Raw genomic sequence first — 25750 nt, 5'->3', positions numbered from 1 at the left:
ATGTAGAAAAGTCCTGAAACGTCTGATTTATCGAGAGTCTCATGTGAGACAAGAATGGCTTGGGCGGGGCAAATTGTGAGAGGCTTAAGTTCCTACACAAAAACAATCTCATGCAACTGCCCCATCTGTATCGTGAACTAATCGACCAATTCCGTCAATGGATTCAACCGCGTGACCAACGGCACTTAGAGGGCGTATCCGAAGCGGTTGCTGCAATTCTACAATCCGAGAGCGCCTGCTTGAATCATTGGTTGCCCTATTTGAGCCATCGCGGTTGTACCGCCCGCAGTCACCATGCTCGCTTGAATTACTTACTGACCAATCCGCAGGTCAATGCTGAAACCTTCTATGTTCCATTATTGCAGCAATTGCTCTGTGCCTTTGCCGGGACAGACTTGCTGCTGACGCTCGATACCAGTGTGTTGTGGGATCAGTTCTGTTGGATTGGGGTCTGCTTTGTTTGGGGTGGACGCTCGTTCACCTTAGCTCAGATGGTTTTGGAACATGGCAGTGCAACAGTTGCTTTTGAAGCTTATCTTCCTGTCTTAGAGCAAGTTTTCAGCCTGTTGCCCTCTGATTGTCGGGTGACGCTGCTGGCAGACCGTGGCTTTGAGCATGGCGAACTGATGCGGTGGTGCAATCGACACGCATGGGACTGGTTGATTCGGGCTAAAAGCAATCTCACGATTACCCTCGCTCCCGGTGTATCGCAGTCTGTTGCTCAATTGCTGTCTCCAGTCGAGCAGGCTTACTTGTTCCCGAACGTGACAATTCTCGAAGACATCCCCTGCCATCTCGCCACTGCTACACTGCCAGGGGGACAAGAGCCTTGGGCTGTCCTCAGTAGCCAACCCCCTTCATTACAGACGTTTGAGCGCTATGGTCATCGCTTTGGCGGAATTGAACCGCACATTAAAGACTACAAATCTGCTGCCTTTGACATCATTGGCTCTCATTTACGCGATGCCACAGGGCTTACCCGTCTGTTCATGCTGCTCGATATGGCAACGCTGATTGCTTTGGTTTTAGGCTTTTTGCTCGTGCGTTGCGGTCAACGCAAACGGCTCGATTCCCATCCAGAGCGAGGCTTGAGTTTTCTGCAACTTGGTTTGCGCTATCTCAAACAACTTCGTCATTTGGGTCAACCCTTGCCCCGATTTCAGCCTCTGCCACGTCGGAGTCCACCGACGGCATGTGCTTCTCAAAGTAAGCGCGATCGTTTAAATCAAAGGATTCTATTCTCCAAAGTCACCACGTTCTCATCGTGAGACAGCAAAAAGTTTTCTACATCACTAAGCATTCCCATCACAACTTCTTCCGGCGTTGGAACATAAGGAACAGCCGGATTGATCAGCTCTGAGCTAGGTTGAGCCTGTGTAATAGTCGGTTGAATAGTAACGACTGAGAGTGCAATCAGGACTCCGAGAAACTTGAGCGATCGACGCATGAATTCTTTCCTCACAGTAACCTCTGGAGATCTAACGGATTCAGACATGCTGGATCATCTATCGGAGAGAGGAGTTGTGTGTGGAGGAGTTGAGTGGGTCTCGTAGTTGGTCGAGGTGGGGAGTGGGGGGAAGACTAGAAATAATTTTTGCTCCCACTCTCCCCACTCCCCACTCCCCATCACTTACGCTCTGGATGCGCCGACACCTCCGGCGGTGGATTGCCTAGGAAATTCACGGCTGCGATCAATTGATAGAGTCGCCCTAAATCTCGTTGATTAAAATTCAAAATTAATCGGGGTAAGCCATAACTCTCATCTTGGGCTTCTTGTGGCAATGGCTTCGTCTTCTCGATTCTGCCCGTCACTAAAATGTCCCGAAAGCGATCGTTCAACTCATCAACTGCTGCATCACTCAATTCTGTCTTCAAGCGCAGCACTAGCTGGCTGCCGACATAACGGCTAGAGTGATACACCTGATAGAAACTCGAAATCGCGTTACAAGCTACATCGAGATCATCAGTAATGGTATACAGGCTCGGATCATCGGCACTGATCAACCCCCGTTTCATCAACTGTTTGTGAATGTACTCCGACCAGTCGTGCCAATAATGTCCACCCGGTTTGTCAATCAGCACCAATGGCACCGGAGCCGATTTGCCCGTCTGCGTCAGCGTCAAACATTCAAACGCTTCATCCTGCGTGCCAAACCCACCTGGAAACAACGCTAACGCATCACTTTCTTTCAAGAAAAAGACCTTGCGCGTGAAGAAATACTTGAACGGAATTAATTTGGGATCGCCTTGAATAAAATGATTCGCGCCCTGCTCAAACGGCAATTGAATATTCAAGCCAAATGACTTGTCCATGCCAGCCCCTTCGTTTCCGGCTGCCATAATGCCGCCGCCAGCACCCGTGATCACCATGTACCCTTGCTGAGTCACGCATTTCGCAAACTCTTTCGCCTGCTCATACTCTTCCGTTCCAGGCTTAATCCGCGCTGACCCAAAGATCGAAACTTTTCGGATATGCCGATAGGGATAAAAGGTGGTAAACGCCCGCTCCATGTCCTGAAGCGACGCATTCAGAATTTTCCAATCTAAGCGATCGATTTCGTCCTGAGAAATTCGGGCAATCAGACCCAGGGCTTGAGCAATCAGCGCGCCATGTTGCATCTCAGGCAAATGATCCAGAAGCTCGTTGAGCGTCGATCGTAAAGACTGGACATTCAGCATCGATCGAGAAGGTTGAGGCAAATCCGAAGGGTTAGCAGTCATGTAGATTTTCCTTACAGGGGCATTCTATTTTAGCGAGACAGGGCGCACTGGGAATGCCCGTATCGACACTGAAAAACGCCCTAGCACTCAAGTCTAGGGCGTTATCAGCACTGTGACAAATGAATTTAACAAATGAGACGAATCCAGGCGAATCAAGAAACTTGTCGAAACTGGTCTTAGAGGTGTTTGTCTAAAGTGTTCGATAAGGTGGTCTTGGGAACAGCACCAACGACCATATCAACCCGCTGACCGCCTTTGAAAATCATCAGCGTCGGAATACTACGAATTCCAAATCTGCTGGCAACACCTGGGTTCTCATCGGTATTAAGTTTAACGACTTTGACCTTGCCTTCGTATTGCGCTGCAATCTCATCGACAACAGGCGCAACCATGCGGCAGGGACCGCACCAAGGAGCCCAAAAATCTACGAGAACTGGGACTTCACTCTGAAGCACTTCCTGGTCAAACGACGAATCTGTAACTTGTGCGGTTGCTGACATTACCTGAAAATCCTTGCCTTTGTTTCATTTGACGAAATTCTACCATAGCAAAACGGTCAGGAGTTATTCACATTGCAGACATAAATAGATACATAAAATTAGATACAAAAGTTTTGGATAAGGTTGAATTTTGTAGCGGAATGAAGTGAGGTGGACGGGAGTTTGGAGGGCAGCGAGGGCAGCGTAACGAAATGTCCTTGACGATCGCTGCTTTGAGATGAACCAAACGCAGTAAACTGAAAATCTAATCGTGATTCATTTTGACTCCTGTGACTTTACGCTTGTCTCTCGCAAACCCCGCTCAGAACGAAGAATTGCCCAGAGTACAGCCTTGGCGCGGCTTGATTCATGGCTATCGTCGCTATTTGCCCGTGACAGATCAAACGCCCGTGATCACGCTGCACGAAGGAAATACGCCGCTCATCCCGGTTCCTGCGATCGCGCGGGAGATTGGTCGGCAGGTGCAGGTGTTTGTGAAATACGACGGTCTGAATCCGACGGGCAGCTTTAAGGATCGTGGCATGACGATGGCGATCTCGAAAGCGAAGGAAGCAGGCGCGGAAGCGGTCATTTGTGCGAGTACAGGTAATACCTCAGCAGCGGCGGCGGCTTATGCGCGGCGTGGCGGTATGCGAGCGTTTGTGCTGATTCCGGATGGCTATGTGGCGTTGGGTAAGTTGGCGCAAGCGTTGCTGTATGGGGCAGAAGTGCTGGCGATTAAAGGGAATTTCGATCGCGCGTTAGAAATTGTGCGCGAGATGTCTCAGAATTATCCGGTGACGCTGGTTAATTCGGTGAATCCCTATCGCTTAGAAGGACAGAAAACGGCGGCGTTTGAAGTCGTTGATGTATTAGGTGATGCGCCGGATTGGTTATGTATTCCTGTAGGAAATGCAGGAAACATTAGTGCGTACTGGATGGGATTTAACCAGTATCACCAAGAAGGTCGATCGTCGAAATTGCCGAAGATGATGGGATTCCAGGCAGCGGGATCGGCTCCATTAGTTACAGGTGAGCCATTTAAATATCCAGAAACCTTGGCAACGGCGATTCGGATTGGGAATCCGGCAAATTGGCATAAAGCGATCGCGGTTCGAGATGCCAGCCAAAGTAGTTTTAATGCCGTGACGGATGAAGAAATTCTCCATGCCTATCGGATGTTGGCATCGCAGGAAGGAATTTTCTGTGAGCCTGCAAGTGCGGCTTCGGTTGCTGGGTTGCTGAAGGTGAAGGATCAAGTGCCAGAAGGTGCGACCGTGGTTTGTGTTTTAACAGGCAATGGCTTGAAAGATCCAGATTCGGCGATCAAGTTTAGCGAGAATAACTTTAAGCAGGGGATTGAACCTGGTTTGGAGGAAGTTGCGAAGGCAATGGGATTTTAATCACTTGATTCAATCCGTTTAACCAAGTTCTGCTTGAGAGAAGGTTTAAAGGGCGTAGAGAGCCTTGAAAACCTTCTCTTTATTTTTGCTGAATCAAGTTCATCTAGTGCCGATCTTTGCCGAACGACGATCGAACTGCCCAATATGACGATCAAACTTCATTGAATGACGATTTAGATGATCGATGAGCATTTTGACGATCTAACTCTGTCCAATAATCCAGTTAGATAGCCATTCTAGCTAGGGAATTCTAGATTAAACGGTCTATTTCTATCTGGAGACTAGATGATGGACAAAGCAAGCATACCAGCTATTTCCCGAAATGAGGCAGTTGCTTATTTAGAACAAGAACTTAATCAAGCTCGCGCAGAGATTGAAATCTTGAAGCAAGCTCAAGCTCAGGAAAAACAACAGCGTGAACAGATCGAGCTTGATTTGAGAGCCTCTCAGCAGATGCTGCAACTTGTGATGGATACATTACCTGAAGCGATTTTCTGGAAAGATCGAAAGTCAGTGTACTTGGGCTGTAACCAAAATTTTGCAGATGATGCTGGGCTAAATTCTCCTGAAGAGATTATCGGCAAAACAGATTTTGACCTGCCTTGGAAAAGGGAAGAAACAGAGTTTTATCGAGAATGCGATCGTCGGGTTATGCTATCCGGTAAAGCTGAGTTGGGCATTACTGAACCTCAGTTTAATAGTGAAGGCAAGCAGACATGGCTGGAAACGAATAAAGCTCCTCTACATGATGGTCATGGCCGAATCATTGGGATTCTGGGCACCTACCAAGACATTACAGAGCGCAAGCAGGCTGAAATTGCTTTACAAGAATTGAATCAAAAACTGGAGTTGCAGACGATTGAACTCACAGCAGCCCTAGAGCAATTACAACAATCCCAACTGCAACTTATCCAGCGGGAAAAAATGTCGGCTTTGGGCAATTTGATCGCAGGTATCGCTCATGAAATCAATAATCCTGTTGGGTTCCTATCAGGGAATCTACAACCTGCTAAAGAGCATGTGAAGGAATTATTTGAGTTGCTCGATTTATACCAGGAAGCAATTCCCCATCCAGGTCAAGCGATCAAAGGGAAAATTGACATTATCGATTTAGACTATCTACGAGAAGACTTGCCAAAACTCTTGCAGTCCATGCAAGAGGGTATCAAACGAATTTCTAGCATTAGCATCAGCCTCAGAACTTTCTCTCGGTCTGATACAGAACATCGAGTTCCTTTTCAACTCCATGAAGGGCTGGATAGTACGTTACTCATTCTCAAACATCGCTTAAAGGCAAATGACCAACGTCCAGCGATTCAGATTACCCAGAACTATGGTGAAATACCTCCCATTCTCTGCTTCCCAGGACAACTCAATCAGGTTTTCATGAACTTGCTAGCCAACGCGATCGATGCTCTGGATGAATCCAATCAAGGGAAAGGTTTTTTAGAAATCCAGGAACAGCCAAATCGCATCACAATTACAACGCAGCTATCGGCTGATCAGCAATGGGCAATCATTAAGATTCAAGATAATGGAATTGGGATGTCGCAGGATATCAAGCATAAAGTCTTTGATAACCTGTTCACGACGAAAGGCGTGGGTAAAGGGACGGGTTTAGGATTAGCGATCGCGCGACAAATCATCGTTGAGAAGCACGGTGGCAAGATTGAGTTTGACTCCGAACTCGGACAAGGCACAGAGTTTGTCATTGAGATTCCTGTAGCGATGGTCTAACATCTTCCCTGCGATTCACTAAGTCAAGTTATCTCCAGAAACGTTGGCAACTGCGATTCGGATTGGGAGTCCGGCGAATTGGCATAAAGCGATCGCGGTTCGAGATGCCAGCCAAGGCAGTTTTAATGCGGTGACGGATGAAGAGATTCTCCATGCGTATCGGATGTTGGCATCGCAGGAAGGAATTTTCTGTGAGCCTGCGAATTCTTGCGAAGGCAATGGGATTTTAATGTCCTGAGAAATTAGCTCAATTAATCTAAATGGAGTTTCGTAGTACAAGACACAACGCAATTGAGTGTGCTTGCTACCATTCCATTTAGATATTTTGAACTCAGGATGGGGCGAATGGTCAGCACGATTCGATCGACTGTTTATCCGAAAGATTGCACCTTTGCTCCTTCGGATTGGGATGCGTTAGCTCCATTTTGGTATCCGATCGCATTTAGTCGAGAGGTCACGGATCAGCCGATTGCTGCGAAGCTTTTGGATCAAAGATTGGTGGTATGGCGAACTTCAGCAGGCGTTTCAGTTGCCAATGATATTTGCTTGCATCGTGGCATTCCGCTCAGTATGGGCTTTGTGGAAGGCGATCATTTAATCTGCAAATATCATGGGTTTCATTATTCAACAGACGGGCGCTGTGTTTTGGTTCCTGCCGATCCTGATGCTTCGATTCCTGCAAAACTTTGTCTGAAGACTTATCCGGCGATCGAGGCTTACGGTTTAGTCTGGACTTCGCTGGGTGGGGGCGATCATCCCCTGCCTGATTTTCACGAGTGGGACGATTCGGATTATCAGCAAATTTTACCTGAAGCGGTTGATCTCAATGCTGCGGCTGGGCGGCAGATGGAAGGATTTCTGGATGTGGCTCACTTTGCTTGGGTACATCAGAAATCGTTTGGCGATCGCAGTAATCCGATTGTGCCGCACTATGAAGTGACGAAAACTCCAACGGGGTTGCGGGCTGAGTATTTGAGCAATGTCAGCAATTTTCCTAAAGCGATGCAAGATCGTGCCCCGGCAGATTTTCAGTGGATGCGAATTTTTGAAGTCTTTTTACCTTTTACGGCGCGGTTGACGGTGCTATTTCCGAATGAGGGACGGCTTTGTATTTTGAATGCTGCGTCTCCCGTTTCAGCCCGAAAAACTCGCATCTTTTGCCCGATTTGTCGGAACTTCGATAAAGACATGTCTCTTGAACCTGTGTACGAATTTAACTATCAAGTATTCGCAGAAGATCAAGAGGTAGTCGAAGCTCAATATCCTGAAGATTTGCCCCTTGAACTGAGGGCTGAATCTCATATTCGGGCGGATCAAACGTCGATCGCATATCGCAAAGGATTAAGTGCGCTCGGTCTTGGTGCAACGTATACGGCTTAATTGCTGAGCTATCTGGCTGAGTGGAATGATGCTCAAACCTTCCGAAACGACGATTTAGATTGTCGATGAGCGTGTTGGTATATCGTCGAATGGCTTGAAGGTAAAGGAATGTAGATCGTGCTTAACCTCAGGTACTAGAGACTTGAAGGAATAGAGCCTGTCGCCAGCAATAAGGCTAATATGCAAATGAAATTCTGTATAAACTGGTATGAGAATATTACACGCATCTCTATCTTTGCTAATCGTTCAATTTAGAGTGCTATGTGAATTTTTTGTCCGCATATCATTGTGATTTGGGGCGTTATAAAAAATACATCGTTACAAAATTCCATTTTTGAGTGTTATAAGGGACTCCTGTCTGCACATTGTTCCGATTTGAGATGTTATATGGCTCCTTGTTTGCCTAAGCTCCCAATTCACGGAAGATAGACAGAATACGAGAGGTCAACTCTATCCAATAACAAGTTATGCCGCTTGAGTTTTGGGCTGCCACTTGTTATTGGAAGATTAATGGTGAGTATTTAAGAGTGGGTGCTCTAGGGATGCCGCTTGAAATAAGCGTCGAAAAAGTTCCATAAAGTTAGCAGTAAGACAGTACCCCAAAACTGCTGTTAGAATACTCAGTACCGAAAGATATTTTGGCTAAAAGACGGTGGAAGAAAAGAATCTAAAGTTTGATGCTGATATAACGTTCGAGACGGAAAAACTTGAATCGATTCATTGTGAAGTTGTTTTTCCAAAAACGCAAGATGAAAAAGTTTTGATATTAGCTCGATTTAATACAATCGATTCCCCAGTGCCAAAAATTCCTTTCATATTTGCATTAAATGCGACAATTTCTGACCTAAAGGGTAACCCACTAATTTATATTTCTGCGAGCAAGGTTTATAAGCTAGAAATATCGACATCTTATTACGATACAAATCGAAGTGTTAGCATTTTGAGAGCAGAGCCAGTCGATCTCAAAATTTGCAAGAGAATTCTGCAAGCTGATAGCCAGAAAAAGAGCTTTCATTTTTGGCTAACTCAAAGCATCTTACTTGCTCCTGCTTATTATCCCGAGTTACACCATAACGGCAATATAACTATCAATACATTTGATACCAAAAGATTTGAAGTCTTAAATGGCTTACAATTCAATTTTGTTAATTACTACATTCATTATGATGATCCCAAAAGAAAAAATGTTCGATCATCAAGGTCAATTTTAGCTGCTGAGTTTACTGGTGTTACGGGGCAAGATCTTGGAGAAGCAACTCTGCCCAATATAGAAAAATTTCTCAAGCTAGTTTCTTTTGCAGAACGAAGAAGAATTGTTTGCTACGGCTACAGAGGAATTTCAGATGGTGAAATAACTGATTTCTATAGAGGAGACATATTTGTTCCTGAAGAGGATTTTGATCATTTATTGAGTGAAACTTTGATAGATAAACGAGATTTTCAAGAATTTGTTTCACAAGTCTCTCCAATCGCAGAGAATTGTGTGTTCAGAGAGCATTTATTTGATGCAATTGGAAAGATTGCTTATCGTGAAAGCTCCACATTAGAAAGTGAATACTTAAGCTATTATTCCGCATTAGAAAATTTGGTTAATGGTTATCGTGATGCTTCTAGCTTTCACTACATACTAGAGAATGATTCTTGGAAAAAGTTTTCTAAAGATTTGAAAGACTTCATCAAAACCCATGACTTCTTCAAAGCTGAAAAAGATCAAGAGAGTAATGAAGTAAGAAGTAGAAATGAAAATAGACAGCTGATGTATGAAAAGATACTGGAATTAAACAGAGTTTCTTTTGGGACAGTATTCAAATCTTTCTGTAATGATTATGGCGTTGATCTTCGCGATTTATGGTCGTTGGGAGGTGGAGAAGTTTCTACGTCGTTGTCCAAGATTAGAAATAGACTTATTCATGGTGGAAGATTTGAAAGAGAAGAGTATGAGGCTGTAATTTACGCTAGGAGCCATCTTAAATGGACACTAGAACGTTGTATTCTTCGCGTCTTGGGCTGGAATGTAGAGAGATCTAGAGTATGTTCAACATTTCTGGAGCCATGCGTTGGCTATAGTGAATGGCGAGAAAAGCTGAATTTACTCAAGAATGGTTAGACTCATAAATCTGTTAGCTCCTTTTAGTCTACTAGCTCTTCTCATATAGCGCGGGATGATAATTCTGTTGGAGCAGTGAACAGAGCTTTTTCATTTGTGTTTCGATTCTGTTGTGCGGCGACAAACAAAACAGTTAATCAAGGAGAAGAGTACCTGAGGTCAACTTTTCTCTGATCGCTTTTCGATATCAAGTTCTCGATCGAGACAAAGCCCAGTCAATTTCGAGTTCGAGTTTCATCAAACGCATGTCTAATGGGCGTTCCAATGGCACTGACTTCAAAGCCATCATTGGCAATAATATAGAGATGCTCTTGAAATGTGAACTGTCGTATGACTACTCGGCTAGAAGTTGAATCAGCTATCAAGCAATTGCCAGAGAGTGAAGTTCGCGATCTGGCAAAGTGGCTTCAAAACTATCTTGATGAGATGTGGGATCGGCAAATTGAAACGGATGTAGCATCAGGAAAATTAGATCACCTCATTGCTCAGGCAGAAAAAGATATTGCAGCAAACAATGTGAGGTCAAAAATTCAGGCGGAAGATCTACTAACCAAACCCAATTCTCTGAACGCTAAAAGGAAAGCAGGAGACTGATTTAGTAAGGCTCTTTAGAGCAAAAGAGGCAACAGTTTTCCAGGTTTCAGGTTACGGTTGCTCAAGTTAAAATTAGAAAGCAGTCGTTGAAACGAGGTCAAAACAATGACAGTTCGACAACCCCGCTATCCCAAAGAAGAATTTGCTCGACGTGGCGATGAGATTTATGAATCTCAGGTGCGATCGCAAGTCGAGGAAGGCAATCACGGCAAGATTGTGGCGATCGACATCGAAACTGGAGCCTTTGAGGTCGCTGATGATTTACTGACCGCATCTAAGCAACTCACCGCAAGATTACCAGATGCTCAGACCTGGTTTGTGCGCATTGGGCATCCAGCCGTTGATCATTTTGGCGCACGGAGTTTGAGACCGAAGCCATGATGGAGGGACGGGTAAATCAAAATTGTGAAGCGACATTATCGATCGTCGTCAGAAGCAATACGACAACGCAACTAATAGATGCCGTAATTGATACAGGATTTTCTGGCTTTCTAACCTTGCCATCTGAAATCATCTCCACATTGAGATTGAGTTGGGAAGGTCGAGATTTCGCAACATTGGGCGATGGATCTTCCTGTACGTTCGAGGTTTATCTTGGGTCTGTCATCTGGAATGGGCAGTACCGCGAAATTTATATCAACGAGTCAGAGACAGTTCCTCTAATTGGAATGCGATTATTACGAGGCTACGAATTACAGATTCAAACCATTGAGGGTGGCTCCGTTAAAATTGATGCCTTGCCAAACGTCATTTAGCAACTCCTTGTGAGGTATGGTCTAGCAACAAAAATTCAGGCGGAACTCGATCGACTAACCAAACCCCATTTTCTGAACGATAGAACATAAAGCCAGCTTGCTGCATCGCGATCGTATCAACGCTCAACACGACAGGATGACCGTGACGCATTCCGACTTTTTTCGCAGTCTCGATCGATTCCGACAAATGCACATGATGACGATTCATCTTGAGCAAGCCAGATTGCAGAATTGATTCGACTGAAGATTCTGCTGTGCCGTGATAAAGGATATCCGGCGGGATTCGGGGTTCTAATTGCAAATCTACGATCGTGCTATGTCCCTGATTTGCCCGAATTCGAGTTCGAGTTTCATCAAACGCAAAACGCTGTTTATCGCACAGTGCAATAACCTGATCCAGTTCAGTGCGAGTAATCGAAAACTGAGCCGCAGCACAAGCCTTGAGTAACGTTTCAACTTCGACCCAACCTCCCGGAGCCAGCGTAATTCCAAGACGCTCCGGCGTATGTCGCAAATGTTTACTCAAATATTTACTGATTTTGACTCGCCTTGTCGTATCCATATAATACAGAATATACTACAACTATTCTAGCTACAGACGGGATCTCGTCAACTAGAATAAGTAGGCACAAGGTTTTAACATCGCTAGGAGACGCATTCGTGGAGTCCCGTTACACCCCCGCCGAAATTGAGGAAAAGTGGCAAAAAGTCTGGTCAGAGACGAATCTAGATCAGACCCCAGAACAGAGCGACAAGCCGAAATTCTACGCTCTGTCGATGTTTCCTTACCCATCCGGCAATCTTCACATGGGGCATGTGCGCGTCTATACTATCGTCGATGTCATTGCCCGTTTGAAACGAATGCAGGGCTATCGCGTCTTGAATCCGATGGGATGGGATGCCTTTGGATTGCCTGCGGAAAATGCAGCGATCGAGCGAAATGTCGCACCCGCAAATTGGACGTATCAGAACATTGATCAGATGCGCGACCAGTTGAAGCAATTAGGCATTTCTTTCGATTGGTCAAAAGAATTAGCAACCTGCTCGCCGGATTATTATCGCTGGACACAGTGGATTTTCTTAGAATTCTTCAAAGCAGGCTTGGCTTATCAGAAAGAAGCAACCGTCAATTGGGATCCGATCGACCAAACCGTTTTGGCGAATGAGCAGGTCGATGCGGATGGCAGATCTTGGCGATCGGGTGCGAAAGTCGAGCGGAAATTGTTGCGGCAGTGGTTCTTGAAAATCACAGACTATGCCGAACAATTGTTAGTCGATTTGGACAAGCTGAAAGGCTGGCCCGATCGCGTGAAGTTGATGCAGGCAAACTGGATCGGCAAGTCTACTGGCGCACAAGTTACTTTCACAACAGAAGCAGGCGACGAGATTGTTGTCTTTACGACTCGCCCAGATACCTTGTGGGGTGCTTCTTTCATGGTCTTGTCTCCTGAGCATCCGTTAGTTGAGAAATTAACAACTCCGGAACAATCAGAAGCTATCCAGCAATATCAGGAAGCTGCTGCTGCAAAAAGTGATTTAGATCGAACGGCTGAAGGTCAAGAAAAGACTGGTGTTTGGACGGGAAGCTATGCGATCAATCCAGTCAATGATCAGAAGATTCCGATTTGGATTGCAGACTATGTGCTGATGGACTATGGAACAGGGGCAATTATGGCAGTTCCAGCCCATGACCAGCGCGATTTTGAGTTTGCGAAAAAGTTCAATTTGCCGATTCATGTGGTCGTACAACCTGCTGATCAAACTTTGGATAGTTCAACCATGACTGAAGCCTATCCAGGCGAAGGTGTAATGGTGAATTCAGGTGAGCTAAATGGCGTACCCGCAGGTAAAGGTAAAAGTCAGAGTGTCGAAAAAGCGATCGCGTTTTTAGAAGCTCACCAAAAAGGTAAAGGCACATCGAACTATCGGTTAAGAGATTGGTTGATCTCGCGTCAAAGATACTGGGGCGCACCGATTCCGATTATTCACTGTCCAAACTGTGGAGCCGTTCCGGTTCCCGATGCGGATCTGCCTGTGAAATTGCCTGAAGATGTGGAATTTTCCGGTAAAGGTGGATCGCCTCTGACTCAGATCGAATCCTGGTTAAATGTTCCTTGTCCTAGCTGTGGCACTCCTGCGAAGCGGGAAACGGACACGATGGATACCTTTATCGATTCATCGTGGTATTTCTTGCGCTATCCCGATGCGAACAATGATCAAGCTGTATTTGACAAAGCGATTACCAATGATTGGATGCCCGTTGATCAATATGTAGGCGGGATTGAACATGCGATCTTACACTTGTTGTATTCGCGGTTCTTTACGAAAGTGCTGCGCGATCGCGGATTACTCAACTTTGATGAGCCGTTTGAGCGGTTACTCACGCAAGGGATGGTTCAAGGCAGAACCTATAAGAATCCCACAACTGGAAAGTATGTCATCCCAGCAGATATCAAAGATCCGACGCATCCAGTTGATCCAAACACTGGAGAGAAATTAGAAATCGTCTTTGAGAAAATGTCGAAGTCGAAGCACAATGGCGTTGCTCCAGGCGATGTGGTGAACAAGTACGGAGCCGATACAGCTCGGATGTTTATCTTGTTCAAAGCTCCTCCTGAGAAAGATTTGGAGTGGGAAGATGCAGACGTTGAGGGACAATATCGATTCCTCAATCGCGTCTGGAGATTGGTAACAGACTCGAAGCTAAATCAAAAACCTGCTAAAGATTTATCCAAAGCAGAGAAAGATTTACGTCGATCGATTCACACTGCAATCAAAGAAATCACCGAAGATTTGCAAGGTGAGTATCAATTCAATACGGCTGTTTCTGAATTGATGAAATTGAGCAATGCCTTAAGCGATTGTGCTCAAAAAGATTCTCCAGTTTATGCAGAAGGAATTGACGCTTTATTGCGCTTGTTAGCTCCTTTTGCACCTCATATGGCTGAGGAGTTATGGCGATCGATTGGTCATTCTGATTCGATTCACACTCAATCTTTCCCGATCGTTGATCCGGGTGCTTTAGTTGCCGATGAGAAAACGATCGTGATTCAAATCTTAGGTAAAACGCGCGGAACGATCGAAGCTGCAACTGCGATCGCAGATGACAAAGCTGCTTTAGAGCAATTCGCCCGTGATTCTGAGATTGCAAAACGCTATATCGAAGGTAAGGAGATCAAGAAAGTGATTGTCGTGCCTGGGAAGTTAGTAAACTTCGTTGTCGCGTAGGAGATTGATCGAGTAACAGAATGCCGAAAAAGATCCGAGAGCTAAAAAGCCTGCCTTTAACAGCAGGCTTCACAAGTGAATCTGGAAAAGGAAGCCATACCAAATGGTCGCATCCTCTTCTCCCTGGAAAATTAACTCTGTCTGGAAAAGATGGCTCCGATGCGAGACCTTACCAAGAAAAAGATGTCTACGAAGCCCTTGAGAAAGTAGAAAGTAAGCGAGATCAGGAGGAAGGTTAAAAATGCAATATCGATATACAATCCTTATCCAATGGTCTGACGAAGATCAGTGCTATGTTGTAAGTCTGCCTGAGTGGGGTGAATTCTCTCACACTCATGGTGAAACTTATGCAGAAGCTCTTCAAAATGCCCAAGAGGTCTTAGAGCTACTCGTAGAATCTGCGATCGCAAAAGGTGAACCTCTTCCAGAACCTCAAACTTTCGGTAAAACTCTACAAGCAGCTTAAACAATGACGACTCTAGAAAACTATGATCCGAGCGGTGTTGGTGTTACTGGTCGGCTGTTTGGGTTGCCGTTTGACTACGATTCGGCAAATCTGATCATCTTAGGTGTGCCTTGGGAAGTAACCGTTTCTTACAGTGCAGGGACAGCGCGAGGCGTTGAAGCAACTTTGAATGCTTCCTCTCAGCTCGATCTATTTGACTTCGATAATCCCGATGGTTGGAAGCAAGGCATCTTCATGCCTGAAATTCCCCAGCATATCTTAGACAAGAGTGATGCATTACGACCCCAAGCAGCACGAATTATTGATCGCTTAGAGTCCGGTGAAAAGCTAGATTCAGAACTCACTGAACTACTAGCAACCATTAACCAAGAATGTGAGTCCACCAATCAATGGCTCTTTGAAGAAGCAGGCAAAGCTTTGAGTCAAGGTAAAAGAGTCGGATTGATCGGTGGGGATCATAGTGTGCCACTAGGATATTTGAGAGCGATCGCACAACATTACCCCTCTTTTGGCATTCTCCACATTGATGCTCACGCTGACTTACGAGAAGCTTATGAAGGCTTTGAGTTTTCCCATGCCTCGATTATGTACAACGTGCTGAAACTGCCACAAATGACAAAGCTTGTGCAAGTTGGCATTCGGGATGTGTGTATTGATGAAGTGGAATTGATTCAAAAGAGCGATCGTATTTCAACGTACTTCGATCCCATGTTGAAACAGAAAGAATATGCAGGAATTCCTTGGCTAGAGACTTGCAAGCAGATTGTCTCAGAACTTCCGCAGGATGTTTATATCAGTGTCGATGTCGATGGATTTGACCCGAAGCTTTGTCCAGAAACGGGCACACCTGTACCCGGAGGTTTAGAGCTAGAGCAGGCATTTTGCCTGTTTCGGGAAGTCGTGAACAGTGGGCGAAAAGTCATCGGATTTGATGTCGTGGAAATTGGAAATGCTGAATGGGATGGGAATGTCGCGGCTCGAACAGTTTACAAGCTAAGTAATTTTATGGATCTGTCTTGGAGGAATTAGACTATTGATAGATTCTATAGATAAGGAAAAATGCGGAGAGACAGTGGTAAAAAATAAATAGCCCACTGTTTTGTTCTGCCTGTGCCTCCCAGAAAGTCAACAAAATCGGCTCAACGTCAAGCTGATACGGTGTCACGTCGCATTTTCATTAGCTACCGCAGCCAAGATCCAGATAAATCCTTGGCAGCGGAGTTTCAGCGATCGCTGATCGACTCAGGTCACACCGCATTTATGGCAGGTGAGAGCATTCGTTTGGGTGAAAATTGGTCAGACCGAATCGATGTCGAATTGCAGCAGTGTGACTATTTGCTGTTACTGCTATCACCTCAGTCAGCAGTCAGTGAAATGGTGACAGAAGAAGTACGGCGCGCCAGAGAGTTAAGAGATACGCGATGCGAAAACCGTCCGATTCTTCTGCCAATTCGTGTTAACTTTCCATTTGATTCTCCCTTGAACTATGACTTACGAGGCTATTTACAACGCATTCAGCAACGGGAATGGAAATCGGAACAGGATACGCCAAAGATCTTGCAGGAAGTGTTGGAGCTAATTGGAGCAAATGCTGAGTGGATTGCTGAGCAACAAGACGAACCAGCAGTATTACGGCAAAATCATCCAGACGATCCACCTTTACCGATCGCTGAACCAGAGCTTGATCCCGAACTGTATCGAGAGCCTGGGGGAGCTGTTGCGCTGGATTCAGATTTGTATATCGATCGAGGAACGATCGAAGCAGATTGTTATCGAGAGATTTTGCAGCCTGGAGCGTTAATTCGGATCAAAGCACCGAGACAGATGGGCAAAACTTCGCTGATGGCGAGAACGCTGAATCACGCAAGGCAACAAGGTTATCAGACGATTTCTTTTAGTTTTCAGCGCGCAGATCGGCAGTGTTTTTCAGATTTGGATTTGTTGTTGCGCTGGTTTTGTGAGCAGGTTGGACGCAGGCTGAAGCGGTTGTCTCAGCTAGATGAGTATTGGAAGACTGGCGGTAGTAAAGACAAATGTTACTACTATTTCTTGGAATGTTTGCTAGAGGAATTGGATCAGCCGTTAGCGATCGCAATGGATGAAGTCGATTTGGTGTTTCCGCATCGGGAAGTGGCGGACGACTTTTTTGGATTGTTGCGATCGTGGTTTGATGCGGCGCGATGTGGTGATACAGATAGTGAATATTGGCAGAAATTGCGGCTCGTGATTGTGCATTCGACTGAGGCGTATGTGCCGCTGGATATGAATCAATCGCCGTTTAATGTGGGCAAAAATGTCGAATTGGAGGAGTTTACGCGATCGCAGATTCAGGATTTGGCACAGCGGTATCGATTGCAGGCAGAGGTTGTCGATGCGATTGTAACACTGGTTGGGGGACATCCTTATCTGGTTCGTAAGGCGTTTTATCATTTGCGGCGGCAGGATGTGACGTTGGAGCAATTGAGGCAAACAGCAGCAACGGAAGCGGGAATTTATAGTGATCATTTGCGGCGGCATTTACTGAATTTGCGTCTGTATCCGCAGTTAGTAGAGTCATTGCGGCAAGTCGTTGTCAAAAGTAAGCCTGTCGAGTTGGAAGCGGAGCCTGCTTTTAAGTTGGAAAGTATGGGGTTGATTACGTTGCAAGGGAATGAGGCAACACCGCGATGTGAGTTGTATCGATCGTATTTTCAAGACCATCTGAAGAGCTAACCATGAACACGACATCCAATCACTACTACAAAGTTGGCGGCAGTTTGGATCGGGATGCACCGAGCTATGGGGTGCGGCAGGCGGATGAGGATTTTTATCAGGCACTCAAAGCTGGAGAGTTTTGCTATGTGCTGAATTCTCGCCAAATGGGCAAGTCAAGTCTGCGGGTGCGAACGGTTGGAAGATTGGAAGCAGAGGGGATCGCTTGTAGTCAGATTGATATTACGTCGATCGGGAGTCGGGGAATCACGGCATCAGAGTGGTATTGGGGTGTGATGCGGCGATTGGCGCGATCGTTTAAAACGTCGATCGATTTGAAAACTTGGTGGCAAGAACGAGCAGAAGCATCTCCAGTCGATCGCTTGAGTCAGTTTATTGAAGAGGTTTTGCTGGTTGAAGTAAAGTCGTCGATCGCGATCTTTATTGATGAGATCGATAGCATTCTGAATCTGGACTTTAAGGATGACTTTTTTGCGCTGATTCGGACTTGCTATAACCAACGGGCGGAAAATCCAGAGTATCGACGGCTGACGTTTGCACTGCTAGGGGTCGCAACTCCTTCGGATTTGATTCAGGACAAGAGCCGAACGCCGTTTAATATTGGTCGATCGATTGATTTGCGAGGGTTGCAACTGCATGAGGCGGAACCGTTAGCACAGGGGTTGCAAGAAAAGGCGGAAGATGCGATCTCAGTTCTAAAATCCATCCTCGATTGGACATGCGGACAACCTTTTCTGACTCAAAAAATCTGTCAAGTTGTGCAATCAGAAACGGATTGGATTTCGGCAGGACAGGAAGCGGAACGAGTGCAACTACTCGTACAGTCTCGAGTGATTGAGAATTGGGAAGGACAGGATGAGCCAGAGCATTTGCGGACGATTCAGAATCGGTTGATGCGGGAGGATGAACGTAAGGGACAACTTTTGGGGCTGTATCAACAAGTTTTGGAACAAGAGACGATTTCGGCAACAGAGAGTGAAGAACAGATTCGATTACGGTTGTCTGGGCTGGTGGTGAAAGATCAAGGGCAACTGAAACCGCATAATCGGATTTATGCAGCAGTGTTCGATCGAGCTTGGGTTGAACGAATTTTGGCAGAGTTGCGTCCGTATGCTGAAGCAATTTCAGCCTGGTTACTATCAAATTGCGAGGATGAGTCTCGGTTACTGCGAGGACAGGCATTACACGATGCGCTGGATTGGGCAGAAGGAAAACTTTTGACGCAAGATGATAATCAGTTCTTAGCACAAAGCCAACGATTACGGTTTCAGGAGCTAGAACTTCAATTGGGACAGGAGATTAAAGAGAAAGAGGCAATTCTTAGATCTAGAGCATTTAAGTTCGGGACAAAGGAAGTGAATTCAATTTCTGCTCTAATTGAGCTATGCGACCAGTATATAGGTGAAGCCGAAAAATATCTGTTCGATGGTTCATTCCAAACCTGGTTACTCGGAAATTTAGGAGACACAGTTCTGGCTCAATCCACAAAGATAATTACTGATACTTACCGAGGAAGTGATACTCGAAAAGGACTAGAACTCTTTGTCAGAGAACTTTGTAAAAGGGTGGGGATAATGCCATATCCTCAGATATTACTACAACCGAACACTGTTCAGTTTCATAACCTAATGGTTGGTGAACAGAAGAATGCTGTTTTGAAATTTAATCATCAGGGACGTGGTTTTGTATGGGGAAAAGTCGAAATTGTAGGCAGTATGCCTGGGCTAAGACTAGAATCTCACCAATTTAACTCGCTTGATTCACTGACAATTCTATTAGATACGCTAGATGTTAATCCAGGAGAATATCAAGGGCGAATTGTCTGTATTCCTGTTGAAGTCTCTTCAACGTATGATGTTCCAATATATTACACGATTCAGGATTTCCAAATTTACTCTGATTCCAGTGAGAAATACTTGGGGACATTTCTACAGGGACAAGATGCTACACCTACAGATATTGAATTAGAGTTGGTATCTGCTCAGAAACTTAGAGTAGAAGTTACAACAACTGATCTTTTACTAGTGCAAGTTCTTGGTGTCGTGAGTAGTAAACAATTTAGGCGCAAATCGAATACTATTTATGAGCAAGATAAACTAAAGATTCGTGTTATTCCTAACCTGAATCAGGCAAAAAATGTGCGGCTTTATCAAGAAACAATATTTTTAGCTATTGGTACTAAGAAGCTTAGTATTCCTATTAAATTCAGAGTTTCATACAATTGGAAAAAAGCAATTGGAAAATATAGCATTTCTGCAATCCTTACAGCTGCCATTATGTGGATGACTCGGTTGTGGCTGAGAAATTTTTATCCGCATTATTTACCATATAAGTCTTATGAGGAAATGCTCCACTTAGTAACTTCGGAGAAACCTTTTGTCGTATTCCTAGCTACAGCAGTTTTGGCTATTGGCTTTGCTGGTTTAGCTGCCTTTATATACAGAAAATATTGCCTCATATCTAACTACATAGAGGATATGAAAGAGATCTTAAGGTGGCTCATTATCAAGATATGGATGTTCGTTTTAGGTACAAAACAAGCAAATGACTCTGACTCTGCTTTGAGCTATGAGATGCAAGAGTTTGATGATGATGATTACGACTCAAGCCCTCTGATGAAGAGCCTTGGTATTTGTGTTCGAGCGGCACTCTCTTTAGGTAGTCTTTACATCATTAGTTATATTCTTTTTCCGGCAGTTTCTCTAGTAGTCCAATCTGCTCAATACATGGTAGTTAATACAGTAGCTGTTATATTGCTTTTTGTTTCGTTTCCAATCAGTTTTTTTGACCATATCGGTGGTAACCTTGGAAAATTAATTGGCACTAACGATCCTGCAATAGCTTGGTGTTTATTAGGATTTCTTCTGCAATCAGTTTATTACTTAATTAGATATCTTCTACTTAAGCCTCTTTAAATCATCTTATAGGTAGGGCTTGCTGAAAAAGTCTAAGAAGCTGTCGGTGACTGAGTTCCAGCGGGATCAATTGCTGATAAAATGCAAGATAAAGCACTATAAACCGTGCAAAAACCTTGCATCTGATTCTACTATGTACCGTCGTTCCACCCTTGGACAGCTCTCATTTGAGAACTTCTACTTACCCTTTGGGGGCAAACTGTCTGGGGAGAACCGTTGGGTGAAGTTGGCAGCATTGATTCCGTGGGACAAATTTGAAGCGGAGTATGCCGAGCAACTGAGCGAAGGGATGGGCGCACCTGCGAAATCGTTTCGGATGGCATTAGGAGCCTTGATCATCAAAGAACGATTGGGCACGAGTGATGCCGAAACCGTGGAACAGATCCGAGAGAATCCGTACTTACAGTTCTTTCTGGGATTGTCCGAATATAGTGACAGCGCACCGTTTGATAGTTCAATGTTCGTGCATTTTCGCAAACGGTTGACTTTAGATCTCGTGGGACGCATCAATGAAGCCATCGTCCTGCCGTGCCAGGAACAGAGCAAATCTGAGATTCCTGCCAACGGGGATGACTCCGAGCAAGATGAGGATGACGATGATGAGCCACCGCCTAATCAAGGACAACTGATCCTGGATGCCAGTTGTGCGCCGGGGGACATTCGCTATCCGACTGATTTGAGCTTGTTGAACGAAGCCCGTGAAGCAACAGAAGCCATCATTGACCTGCTGTATGAGCAAGTGAGAACGGCTGTGCCATACAAACCTCGCACCTATCGACAGGAGGCACGCAAAGAATATCTGAGCGTCACCAAGCAACGCAAAGCTCGTGGCAAGACAATGCGGAAAGCGATTCGCAAGCAGTTGGGATATATCAAGCGCAATCTCGCCCACCTTGATGCGTTAGTCGAAGCTGGAGCAACCTTATCGGCACTGGACAAATCTTTATATCGCAAGCTGCTGGTGATTGCTGAGTTGTACCGACAACAACAATCGATGTATGACCAACGTCAACATCGGATTGAGCACCGGATTGTCACTCTGGCGCAACCGCATATCCGTCCCATCGTTCGCGGTAAGGCAGGCACTCCAGTCGAATTTGGCGCGAAGTTCTCGGCAAGTTGCGTCGATGGCAATGTCTTTCTCGACCGTCTCAGTTGGGATAACTTCAACGAGTCGGGGGACTTCACCACTCAAGTCGAACAGTTTAAGCAGCGCTTTGGACACTATCCCGAATCGGTTCATGCCGACCAAATCTATCGCACTCGCGCCAATCGTGCGTTCTGTCGGGAACTCGGCATTCGATTAAGCGGCAAACCGCTCGGTAGACCCAAGGCGCAAGATGCAGCAGAAATCCGCAAACAAGTCCGAGCCGATGCCGCTGTTCGCAATCAGATTGAAGGCAAGTTTGGGCAAGGTAAGCGCCGTTTTAGCTTGGGTCGTGTCATGGCAAAACTCGCTCCCACGGCTGAATGTACGATTGCTATCACCTTCTTAGTGATGAACTTGGAGCGGTGGCTCCAGCACCTTCTTTTTGTCTTTTTTGTAGTCCTGTTTTGGCTCAAAGATGGCTGTGAATTGCATCGAACACCGCGACAACCAGAGCAAGAGCAATTCGCGATCTCATCATGATGCACCGAATGCGCTCTACTTTGCTCCAACTTTTTCACTTCCGACTTTTTCAGCAAGCCCTAGGTAGTATTTGTCTTCTGTTCTGCGCCATTTAATAGTGATTGCGGCATCAGAAACTGAAGAGTTAGGGCGATCGAGCTAGACCCCCAATCTCAAGTGGGCGATTGAACCCCGTGACAAAATTCAAAAAATAGCCCCGTGAATGCTCAAATTGAAGAACTGCGATCGCTGAGTTTTAGAACTGCGATCGCTACGAGAATGTGCGATCTCGCCATAATAATACATCCCTTCTCTCACGATCGACGATGACCATCGAACAAGCAGTCCTCGAACAATTCCGCACACTCTCACCAGAAGCTCAACAAGAAGTCCTGGATTTTGTTGAATTTCTCGCCAGTCGCCAACCCAAGACGACCCACTCGGCAACCTTACTAGAAGCCGCAAGCGATCTCATCGGCGCAATTTCCGACCTACCTCCTGATCTATCGACCAATCCATCCTACCTCCAAGGGTTCGGACAATCATGAGTCAATCTGTCATTGCTGACACAGGTTTTCTAGTCGCACTCCTCAGCCGAAACGACCAATATCATGCTTGAAATGCTGTAGATGGTTTGCCGAAAAAACGATCGCATTCAGCACCACAACATTCTGAGTAAAATTAGAAGTACGATCGCTTGAATCGAGAGAGTGCAATGAGCAAAGAAGAACTGCTTTTACAATATTGGCGCAAACTTCCTCCCGAGTCTCAAGAAGAAGTTCTGAAACTTGCCCAATCCCTTAAACCTCAATCCGAATTCATCCCTCAAACGCCTCTCGCCCAGAAATTGTGGGAAATTCGGCAGCGTGCGATCGCAAATGGCATGAATTTACTCACCGAAGAAGAACTCGAACAAGAACTGGCAGAGCGACGGGGCGGATATCGTGAGCCTTAAGATTGTCTATCTCGATTCTGGAATCTTGATCAATGGTTTTCGAGGGTTAGATCAAGTGGGCATTCGCGCGCTTCAAACGCTCAACAACCCGGCAATCCAATTTGCATCCAGTGAATTTGTACGCCTAGAAACGCTGCCCAAAGCAATCTATCATCAGAGATCAGAAGAAGCACAATTTTATGAAACCTTCTTCAATGCCGTCACAATTTGGGCAAATGATTTTGATGCCATCATTCAAGCCGGAAAGCAAGTTGCCCGTACCTATGGTCTAGCAGGAATGGATGCCCTTCATATTGCTGCTGCTATTTCTGTTCAGGCAGAAGAATTTATAACAACAGAAAGACCAACGAAGCCAATGCATCGGGTCAAAGAACTGCAAATTACCTCAGTTTCGAGTTAGAAAAAGTAATCGTTGAGGAAGTGCGATCGCCTGAAATCTTATCAGAAGATATCTTGTCATCAGACGGAAGAAGTTGAAAGTGATCGCGCCGTTGCCTAATGAGTAATCGTTATCTGCGCTCTTTCCAGTAGCCAGGTTCTCGACTACAGTGCATGACCGCAAGAATGAGAAGATAATCTTCCTCGATCGTGTATAAAATTCCGTAAGGAAACCTTTGCGTCAGACAACGCCGCACATCTTCTTCGATCGCGCTCCAACTCTCAGGCGATTCCCGAATCCGATAAATTGCATTTTCAACTGCATTGATAAAAGCTTGTGCAACTTCCGGGCGTTGCCGATTGTAATATTGAACTGCCTCAGCATATTCTGCTAGTGCTTCAGGATGAAAGACGTATTTCATTCAAATAGCTGTCTTACTTGAGCAAGAGCATCTTCCCCTGATATCGGTTCAACTTTGCCGCTTCTCACTTCATCCCGCCGCCGCTTTGCCTCTGATGTCCAAGCCTTCTGAATCGCTGGATCAGTATCAAATTCCAAACTTTCTACCAATTTCTCAGCTAGAAGCGCCCTAGAAGCACTAGGAAGTGACAACAGTTCTTCGGTAATTTGCTCGATCGATTTCATGAGTATCAGCCAGCTGCCAGATTCTATCTTTAGCTTACTACTTCCCTCGAAGTTTTTGAGAATAAAAAGAAGCAGATTCAGCACCTTTCGTACATTCTTGAGTGAAATGAATGAGATGGTGGGCGACTAAGCCAATGTGAATTACTTGCTCGATTTTTGTCTTTTTCAGGGCAGGAAATGCCATTTGCCAAAATGTCTTGCGATAGTTACTAAAAACTCCCACTCTGAGCAAGATTTTTGCAAGCATTGTGAGACCTCGACGAACTTTATCTGGAGCGGTGCGTGCAGGACTATTCGGAACTTTGATCCGATTCGGATAAGTATGTTGGCATTGATAAGCAAATCGCTCGTACAAAAAGTTGGGTTCGTAAGCAGCACTAATACAGCGATTCCACATCGCAATGACTTCTTCATGGGGCATGAGAAAGTCAATATTCGATTCTCGTCCGACTTCTGAAACAATGCGTCCTTCAGCTTGTAGACGATTCCAGAGTGGTGTTTTTGGCAAAGCGTAGAGCAGATTGATTGTCAGCATCGGAATCTGCGATCGCTTAATAAATTCCAAAATGCGATCGACCGTTTCTGCCGTGTCCGTATCGAATCCTAAAATGATCCCCGAAACAACCTCCATGCCATATTGATTCAAAGTTTTGATTGCTTCGAGCATCGGCATACTCAGATTTTGCGTTTTAGAAATTGCTCGTAACGCCTCTGGTTCTGGAGTTTCAATGCCACAGAAGACAGTGCAGAAATAAGCTTCGCGCATCATTTCGAGGAGCTTTGGACTCTGTGCGAGATTCAGCGTTGCTTCACAAGCAAACTGAACCGGATAACCGTTCGATTTTTGCCATTCAATCAGGTGCGGCAGAAGTTCCGCAACGGCTCGACGATTGCCCACAAAATTATCATCGACAAAGTAAACGGCTCCAGGATTTCCAGCTTCTAGCATGGCATCCAGTTCTCGCAGCACTTGTTGAGGTGCTTTCAAGCGGGGATCGCGACCATAGAGGGCAGGAATGTCGCAAAATTCACATTGATATGGGCAACCACTTGAGTATTGGATATTGGCGAGAAAATATTGATTTAAGTTGAGCTTGTCATAGGCAGGCGTGGGAAATTCAGCAAGCGGTAAGCGATCGATAGTTTTAAACCGAAGTTGCTGAGTTGGGCGTTCATGATGGCGATCGAGATATTCGATCATGCGATCGCTAGCATCTCCTAATTCGCCGAGATGCAAGATATCAAAGTCAGGATAGTATTCTGGACAGCCTGAAACTGAGGGACCACCTAGCACAGTAATTTTTCCAGCTTGATGAGCAAGTGCATTAATGTGCTGAATTTGTGGGCGTTGGATATGCATTCCGCTGACAATCACAACATCTGCCCAACGATAATCAGCGCGGGAAGCAGGTCGAATGTTTTCATCAATAAAACGTACATCCCATTCTGAAGGCAAATAGGCAGCAACAATTAAAAGTCCTTGGGGAGGCATGAAAGCCTTTACGCCTTTTAATCCAAAGGCGTGATGGAAGGTTCCAAAAGACCGACTGTACTTTGGAAAAATGCAGAGAATACGGCGATGGGTAGTCGGACGATACCGGGTATTTTGGGATTGAGGAGCAACAGCATTGGGTGACCCAAGCAGACTTGTCATTACAAATCTCT

26 protein-coding genes are annotated in these 25750 nt (G+C 45.4%); 19 read left to right on the top strand and 7 right to left on the bottom strand.

The window, feature by feature from the left end:
* Window positions 1-110: 110 nt before the first annotated feature.
* On the top strand, window positions 111-1268 hold the full coding sequence (locus tag ACMUEV_RS30600) for a transposase (RefSeq protein WP_415354608.1): 1158 nt from the start codon (window positions 111-113) through the stop codon (window positions 1266-1268).
* Here the strand turns inward: ACMUEV_RS30600 and ACMUEV_RS30595 are convergent.
* The 3 genes from ACMUEV_RS30595 to trxA all read right to left on the bottom strand — a co-directional run bounded on the left by ACMUEV_RS30595 (window position 1226) and on the right by trxA (window position 3221).
* Window positions 1226-1447, bottom strand: coding sequence for a hypothetical protein (locus ACMUEV_RS30595; protein ID WP_190652251.1), 222 nt, complete (start codon window positions 1445-1447; stop codon window positions 1226-1228). The two genes, ACMUEV_RS30600 and ACMUEV_RS30595, sit on opposite strands and share 43 nt — an antisense overlap.
* A gap of 179 nt (window positions 1448-1626) precedes the next feature.
* Window positions 1627-2721 carry an LOG family protein gene (locus ACMUEV_RS30590; protein ID WP_017291453.1) on the bottom strand — a complete coding sequence of 365 codons (1095 nt, stop codon included), beginning with the start codon at window positions 2719-2721 and terminating at the stop codon, window positions 1627-1629.
* Window positions 2722-2897: 176 nt separating this feature from the next.
* Entirely contained in the window at window positions 2898-3221 is a 324-nt protein-coding gene (gene trxA, locus ACMUEV_RS30585) for a thioredoxin (protein WP_017291454.1), read from the bottom strand.
* A gap of 281 nt (window positions 3222-3502) precedes the next feature.
* On the opposite strand from trxA, the gene thrC reads away from it, so the two are divergent.
* From thrC to ACMUEV_RS30545, 8 genes are all read left to right on the top strand, one after another.
* Window positions 3503-4603 carry a threonine synthase gene (thrC, locus tag ACMUEV_RS30580; protein ID WP_199329620.1) on the top strand — a complete coding sequence of 367 codons (1101 nt, stop codon included), beginning with the start codon at window positions 3503-3505 and terminating at the stop codon, window positions 4601-4603.
* 285 nt (window positions 4604-4888) lie between these two features.
* Complete coding sequence (locus ACMUEV_RS30575; protein WP_190652250.1) at window positions 4889-6340, top strand: ATP-binding protein; 1452 nt, start codon at window positions 4889-4891, stop codon at window positions 6338-6340.
* A 43-nt stretch (window positions 6341-6383) separates the two neighbouring features.
* Complete coding sequence (locus tag ACMUEV_RS30570; RefSeq protein ID WP_415354723.1) at window positions 6384-6578, top strand: hypothetical protein; 195 nt, start codon at window positions 6384-6386, stop codon at window positions 6576-6578.
* Window positions 6579-6685: 107 nt separating this feature from the next.
* A complete protein-coding gene (locus tag ACMUEV_RS30565; RefSeq protein ID WP_242044594.1) occupies window positions 6686-7720 on the top strand; it encodes a Rieske 2Fe-2S domain-containing protein in 1035 nt (344 codons plus the stop codon).
* A gap of 652 nt (window positions 7721-8372) precedes the next feature.
* Window positions 8373-9827, top strand: coding sequence for a hypothetical protein (locus tag ACMUEV_RS30560; protein ID WP_190652248.1), 1455 nt, complete (start codon window positions 8373-8375; stop codon window positions 9825-9827).
* 330 nt (window positions 9828-10157) lie between these two features.
* Window positions 10158-10421: a hypothetical protein gene (locus ACMUEV_RS30555; protein WP_199329606.1), complete on the top strand. Its 264-nt coding sequence runs from the start codon at window positions 10158-10160 to the stop codon at window positions 10419-10421.
* A 105-nt stretch (window positions 10422-10526) separates the two neighbouring features.
* The gene (locus tag ACMUEV_RS30550) at window positions 10527-10802 is read left to right on the top strand and encodes a hypothetical protein (protein ID WP_190652247.1); all 276 of its coding nucleotides are present in this window, start codon (window positions 10527-10529) and stop codon (window positions 10800-10802) included.
* Window positions 10799-11176 carry a clan AA aspartic protease gene (locus ACMUEV_RS30545; RefSeq protein WP_190652246.1) on the top strand — a complete coding sequence of 126 codons (378 nt, stop codon included), beginning with the start codon at window positions 10799-10801 and terminating at the stop codon, window positions 11174-11176. Before ACMUEV_RS30550 ends, ACMUEV_RS30545 begins: the two co-directional genes overlap by 4 nt.
* Here ACMUEV_RS30545 and ACMUEV_RS30540 read toward each other — a convergent pair.
* Window positions 11169-11738, bottom strand: coding sequence for an RNA 2'-phosphotransferase (locus ACMUEV_RS30540; protein ID WP_190652245.1), 570 nt, complete (start codon window positions 11736-11738; stop codon window positions 11169-11171). The two genes, ACMUEV_RS30545 and ACMUEV_RS30540, sit on opposite strands and share 8 nt — an antisense overlap.
* Window positions 11739-11836: 98 nt before the next feature.
* Between ACMUEV_RS30540 and leuS the strand changes: the two genes are divergently transcribed.
* From leuS to ACMUEV_RS30490, 10 genes are all read left to right on the top strand, one after another.
* Window positions 11837-14404, top strand: a complete 2568-nt coding sequence (leuS, locus tag ACMUEV_RS30535; protein WP_190652244.1) for a leucine--tRNA ligase — start codon at window positions 11837-11839, stop codon at window positions 14402-14404.
* Window positions 14405-14424: 20 nt separating this feature from the next.
* On the top strand, window positions 14425-14643 hold the full coding sequence (locus ACMUEV_RS30530) for a type II toxin-antitoxin system HicA family toxin (RefSeq protein ID WP_190652243.1): 219 nt from the start codon (window positions 14425-14427) through the stop codon (window positions 14641-14643).
* Window positions 14644-14645: 2 nt separating this feature from the next.
* The gene (locus ACMUEV_RS30525; RefSeq protein ID WP_190652242.1) at window positions 14646-14870 is read left to right on the top strand and encodes a type II toxin-antitoxin system HicB family antitoxin; all 225 of its coding nucleotides are present in this window, start codon (window positions 14646-14648) and stop codon (window positions 14868-14870) included.
* A gap of 3 nt (window positions 14871-14873) precedes the next feature.
* Window positions 14874-15899: an agmatinase family protein gene (locus tag ACMUEV_RS30520; protein WP_190652241.1), complete on the top strand. Its 1026-nt coding sequence runs from the start codon at window positions 14874-14876 to the stop codon at window positions 15897-15899.
* A gap of 81 nt (window positions 15900-15980) precedes the next feature.
* Window positions 15981-17582 carry an AAA-like domain-containing protein gene (locus ACMUEV_RS30515; protein ID WP_347277619.1) on the top strand — a complete coding sequence of 534 codons (1602 nt, stop codon included), beginning with the start codon at window positions 15981-15983 and terminating at the stop codon, window positions 17580-17582.
* Between the two features lie 2 nt (window positions 17583-17584).
* Window positions 17585-20497 (top strand): AAA-like domain-containing protein, encoded by a 2913-nt coding sequence (locus tag ACMUEV_RS30510; protein ID WP_190652240.1) that lies wholly within the window; start codon window positions 17585-17587, stop codon window positions 20495-20497.
* Window positions 20498-20630: 133 nt separating this feature from the next.
* Entirely contained in the window at window positions 20631-22127 is a 1497-nt protein-coding gene (locus ACMUEV_RS30505; protein WP_242044591.1) for an IS5 family transposase, read from the top strand.
* Window positions 22128-22432: 305 nt separating this feature from the next.
* Window positions 22433-22654, top strand: coding sequence for a DUF2281 domain-containing protein (locus ACMUEV_RS30500; RefSeq protein ID WP_190652239.1), 222 nt, complete (start codon window positions 22433-22435; stop codon window positions 22652-22654).
* A 167-nt stretch (window positions 22655-22821) separates the two neighbouring features.
* On the top strand, window positions 22822-23061 hold the full coding sequence (locus ACMUEV_RS30495) for a hypothetical protein (protein WP_190652238.1): 240 nt from the start codon (window positions 22822-22824) through the stop codon (window positions 23059-23061).
* Window positions 23051-23461: a PIN domain-containing protein gene (locus ACMUEV_RS30490; RefSeq protein WP_190652237.1), complete on the top strand. Its 411-nt coding sequence runs from the start codon at window positions 23051-23053 to the stop codon at window positions 23459-23461. Before ACMUEV_RS30495 ends, ACMUEV_RS30490 begins: the two co-directional genes overlap by 11 nt.
* A gap of 109 nt (window positions 23462-23570) precedes the next feature.
* Here the strand turns inward: ACMUEV_RS30490 and ACMUEV_RS30485 are convergent, their stop codons facing one another.
* From ACMUEV_RS30485 to ACMUEV_RS30475, 3 genes are read right to left on the bottom strand one after another with little or no spacing between them, the layout of a single operon-like run.
* Window positions 23571-23861: a type II toxin-antitoxin system RelE/ParE family toxin gene (locus ACMUEV_RS30485; RefSeq protein ID WP_190652236.1), complete on the bottom strand. Its 291-nt coding sequence runs from the start codon at window positions 23859-23861 to the stop codon at window positions 23571-23573.
* Complete coding sequence (locus tag ACMUEV_RS30480; RefSeq protein ID WP_190652235.1) at window positions 23858-24085, bottom strand: addiction module protein; 228 nt, start codon at window positions 24083-24085, stop codon at window positions 23858-23860. The genes ACMUEV_RS30485 and ACMUEV_RS30480 overlap by 4 nt, the downstream gene beginning before the upstream one ends.
* 37 nt (window positions 24086-24122) lie before the next feature.
* Window positions 24123-25739, bottom strand: coding sequence for a B12-binding domain-containing radical SAM protein (locus ACMUEV_RS30475; protein ID WP_190652234.1), 1617 nt, complete (start codon window positions 25737-25739; stop codon window positions 24123-24125).
* Window positions 25740-25750 lie beyond the last annotated feature (11 nt).

The organism is Leptolyngbya sp. FACHB-1624, from assembly GCF_047649235.1.
Lineage (GTDB): Bacteria > Cyanobacteriota > Cyanobacteriia > Leptolyngbyales > Leptolyngbyaceae > Leptolyngbya > Leptolyngbya boryana.
The sequence above is the reverse complement of the archived record's forward strand: the minus strand, read 5'-3'. Positions and strand labels throughout refer to the sequence as shown.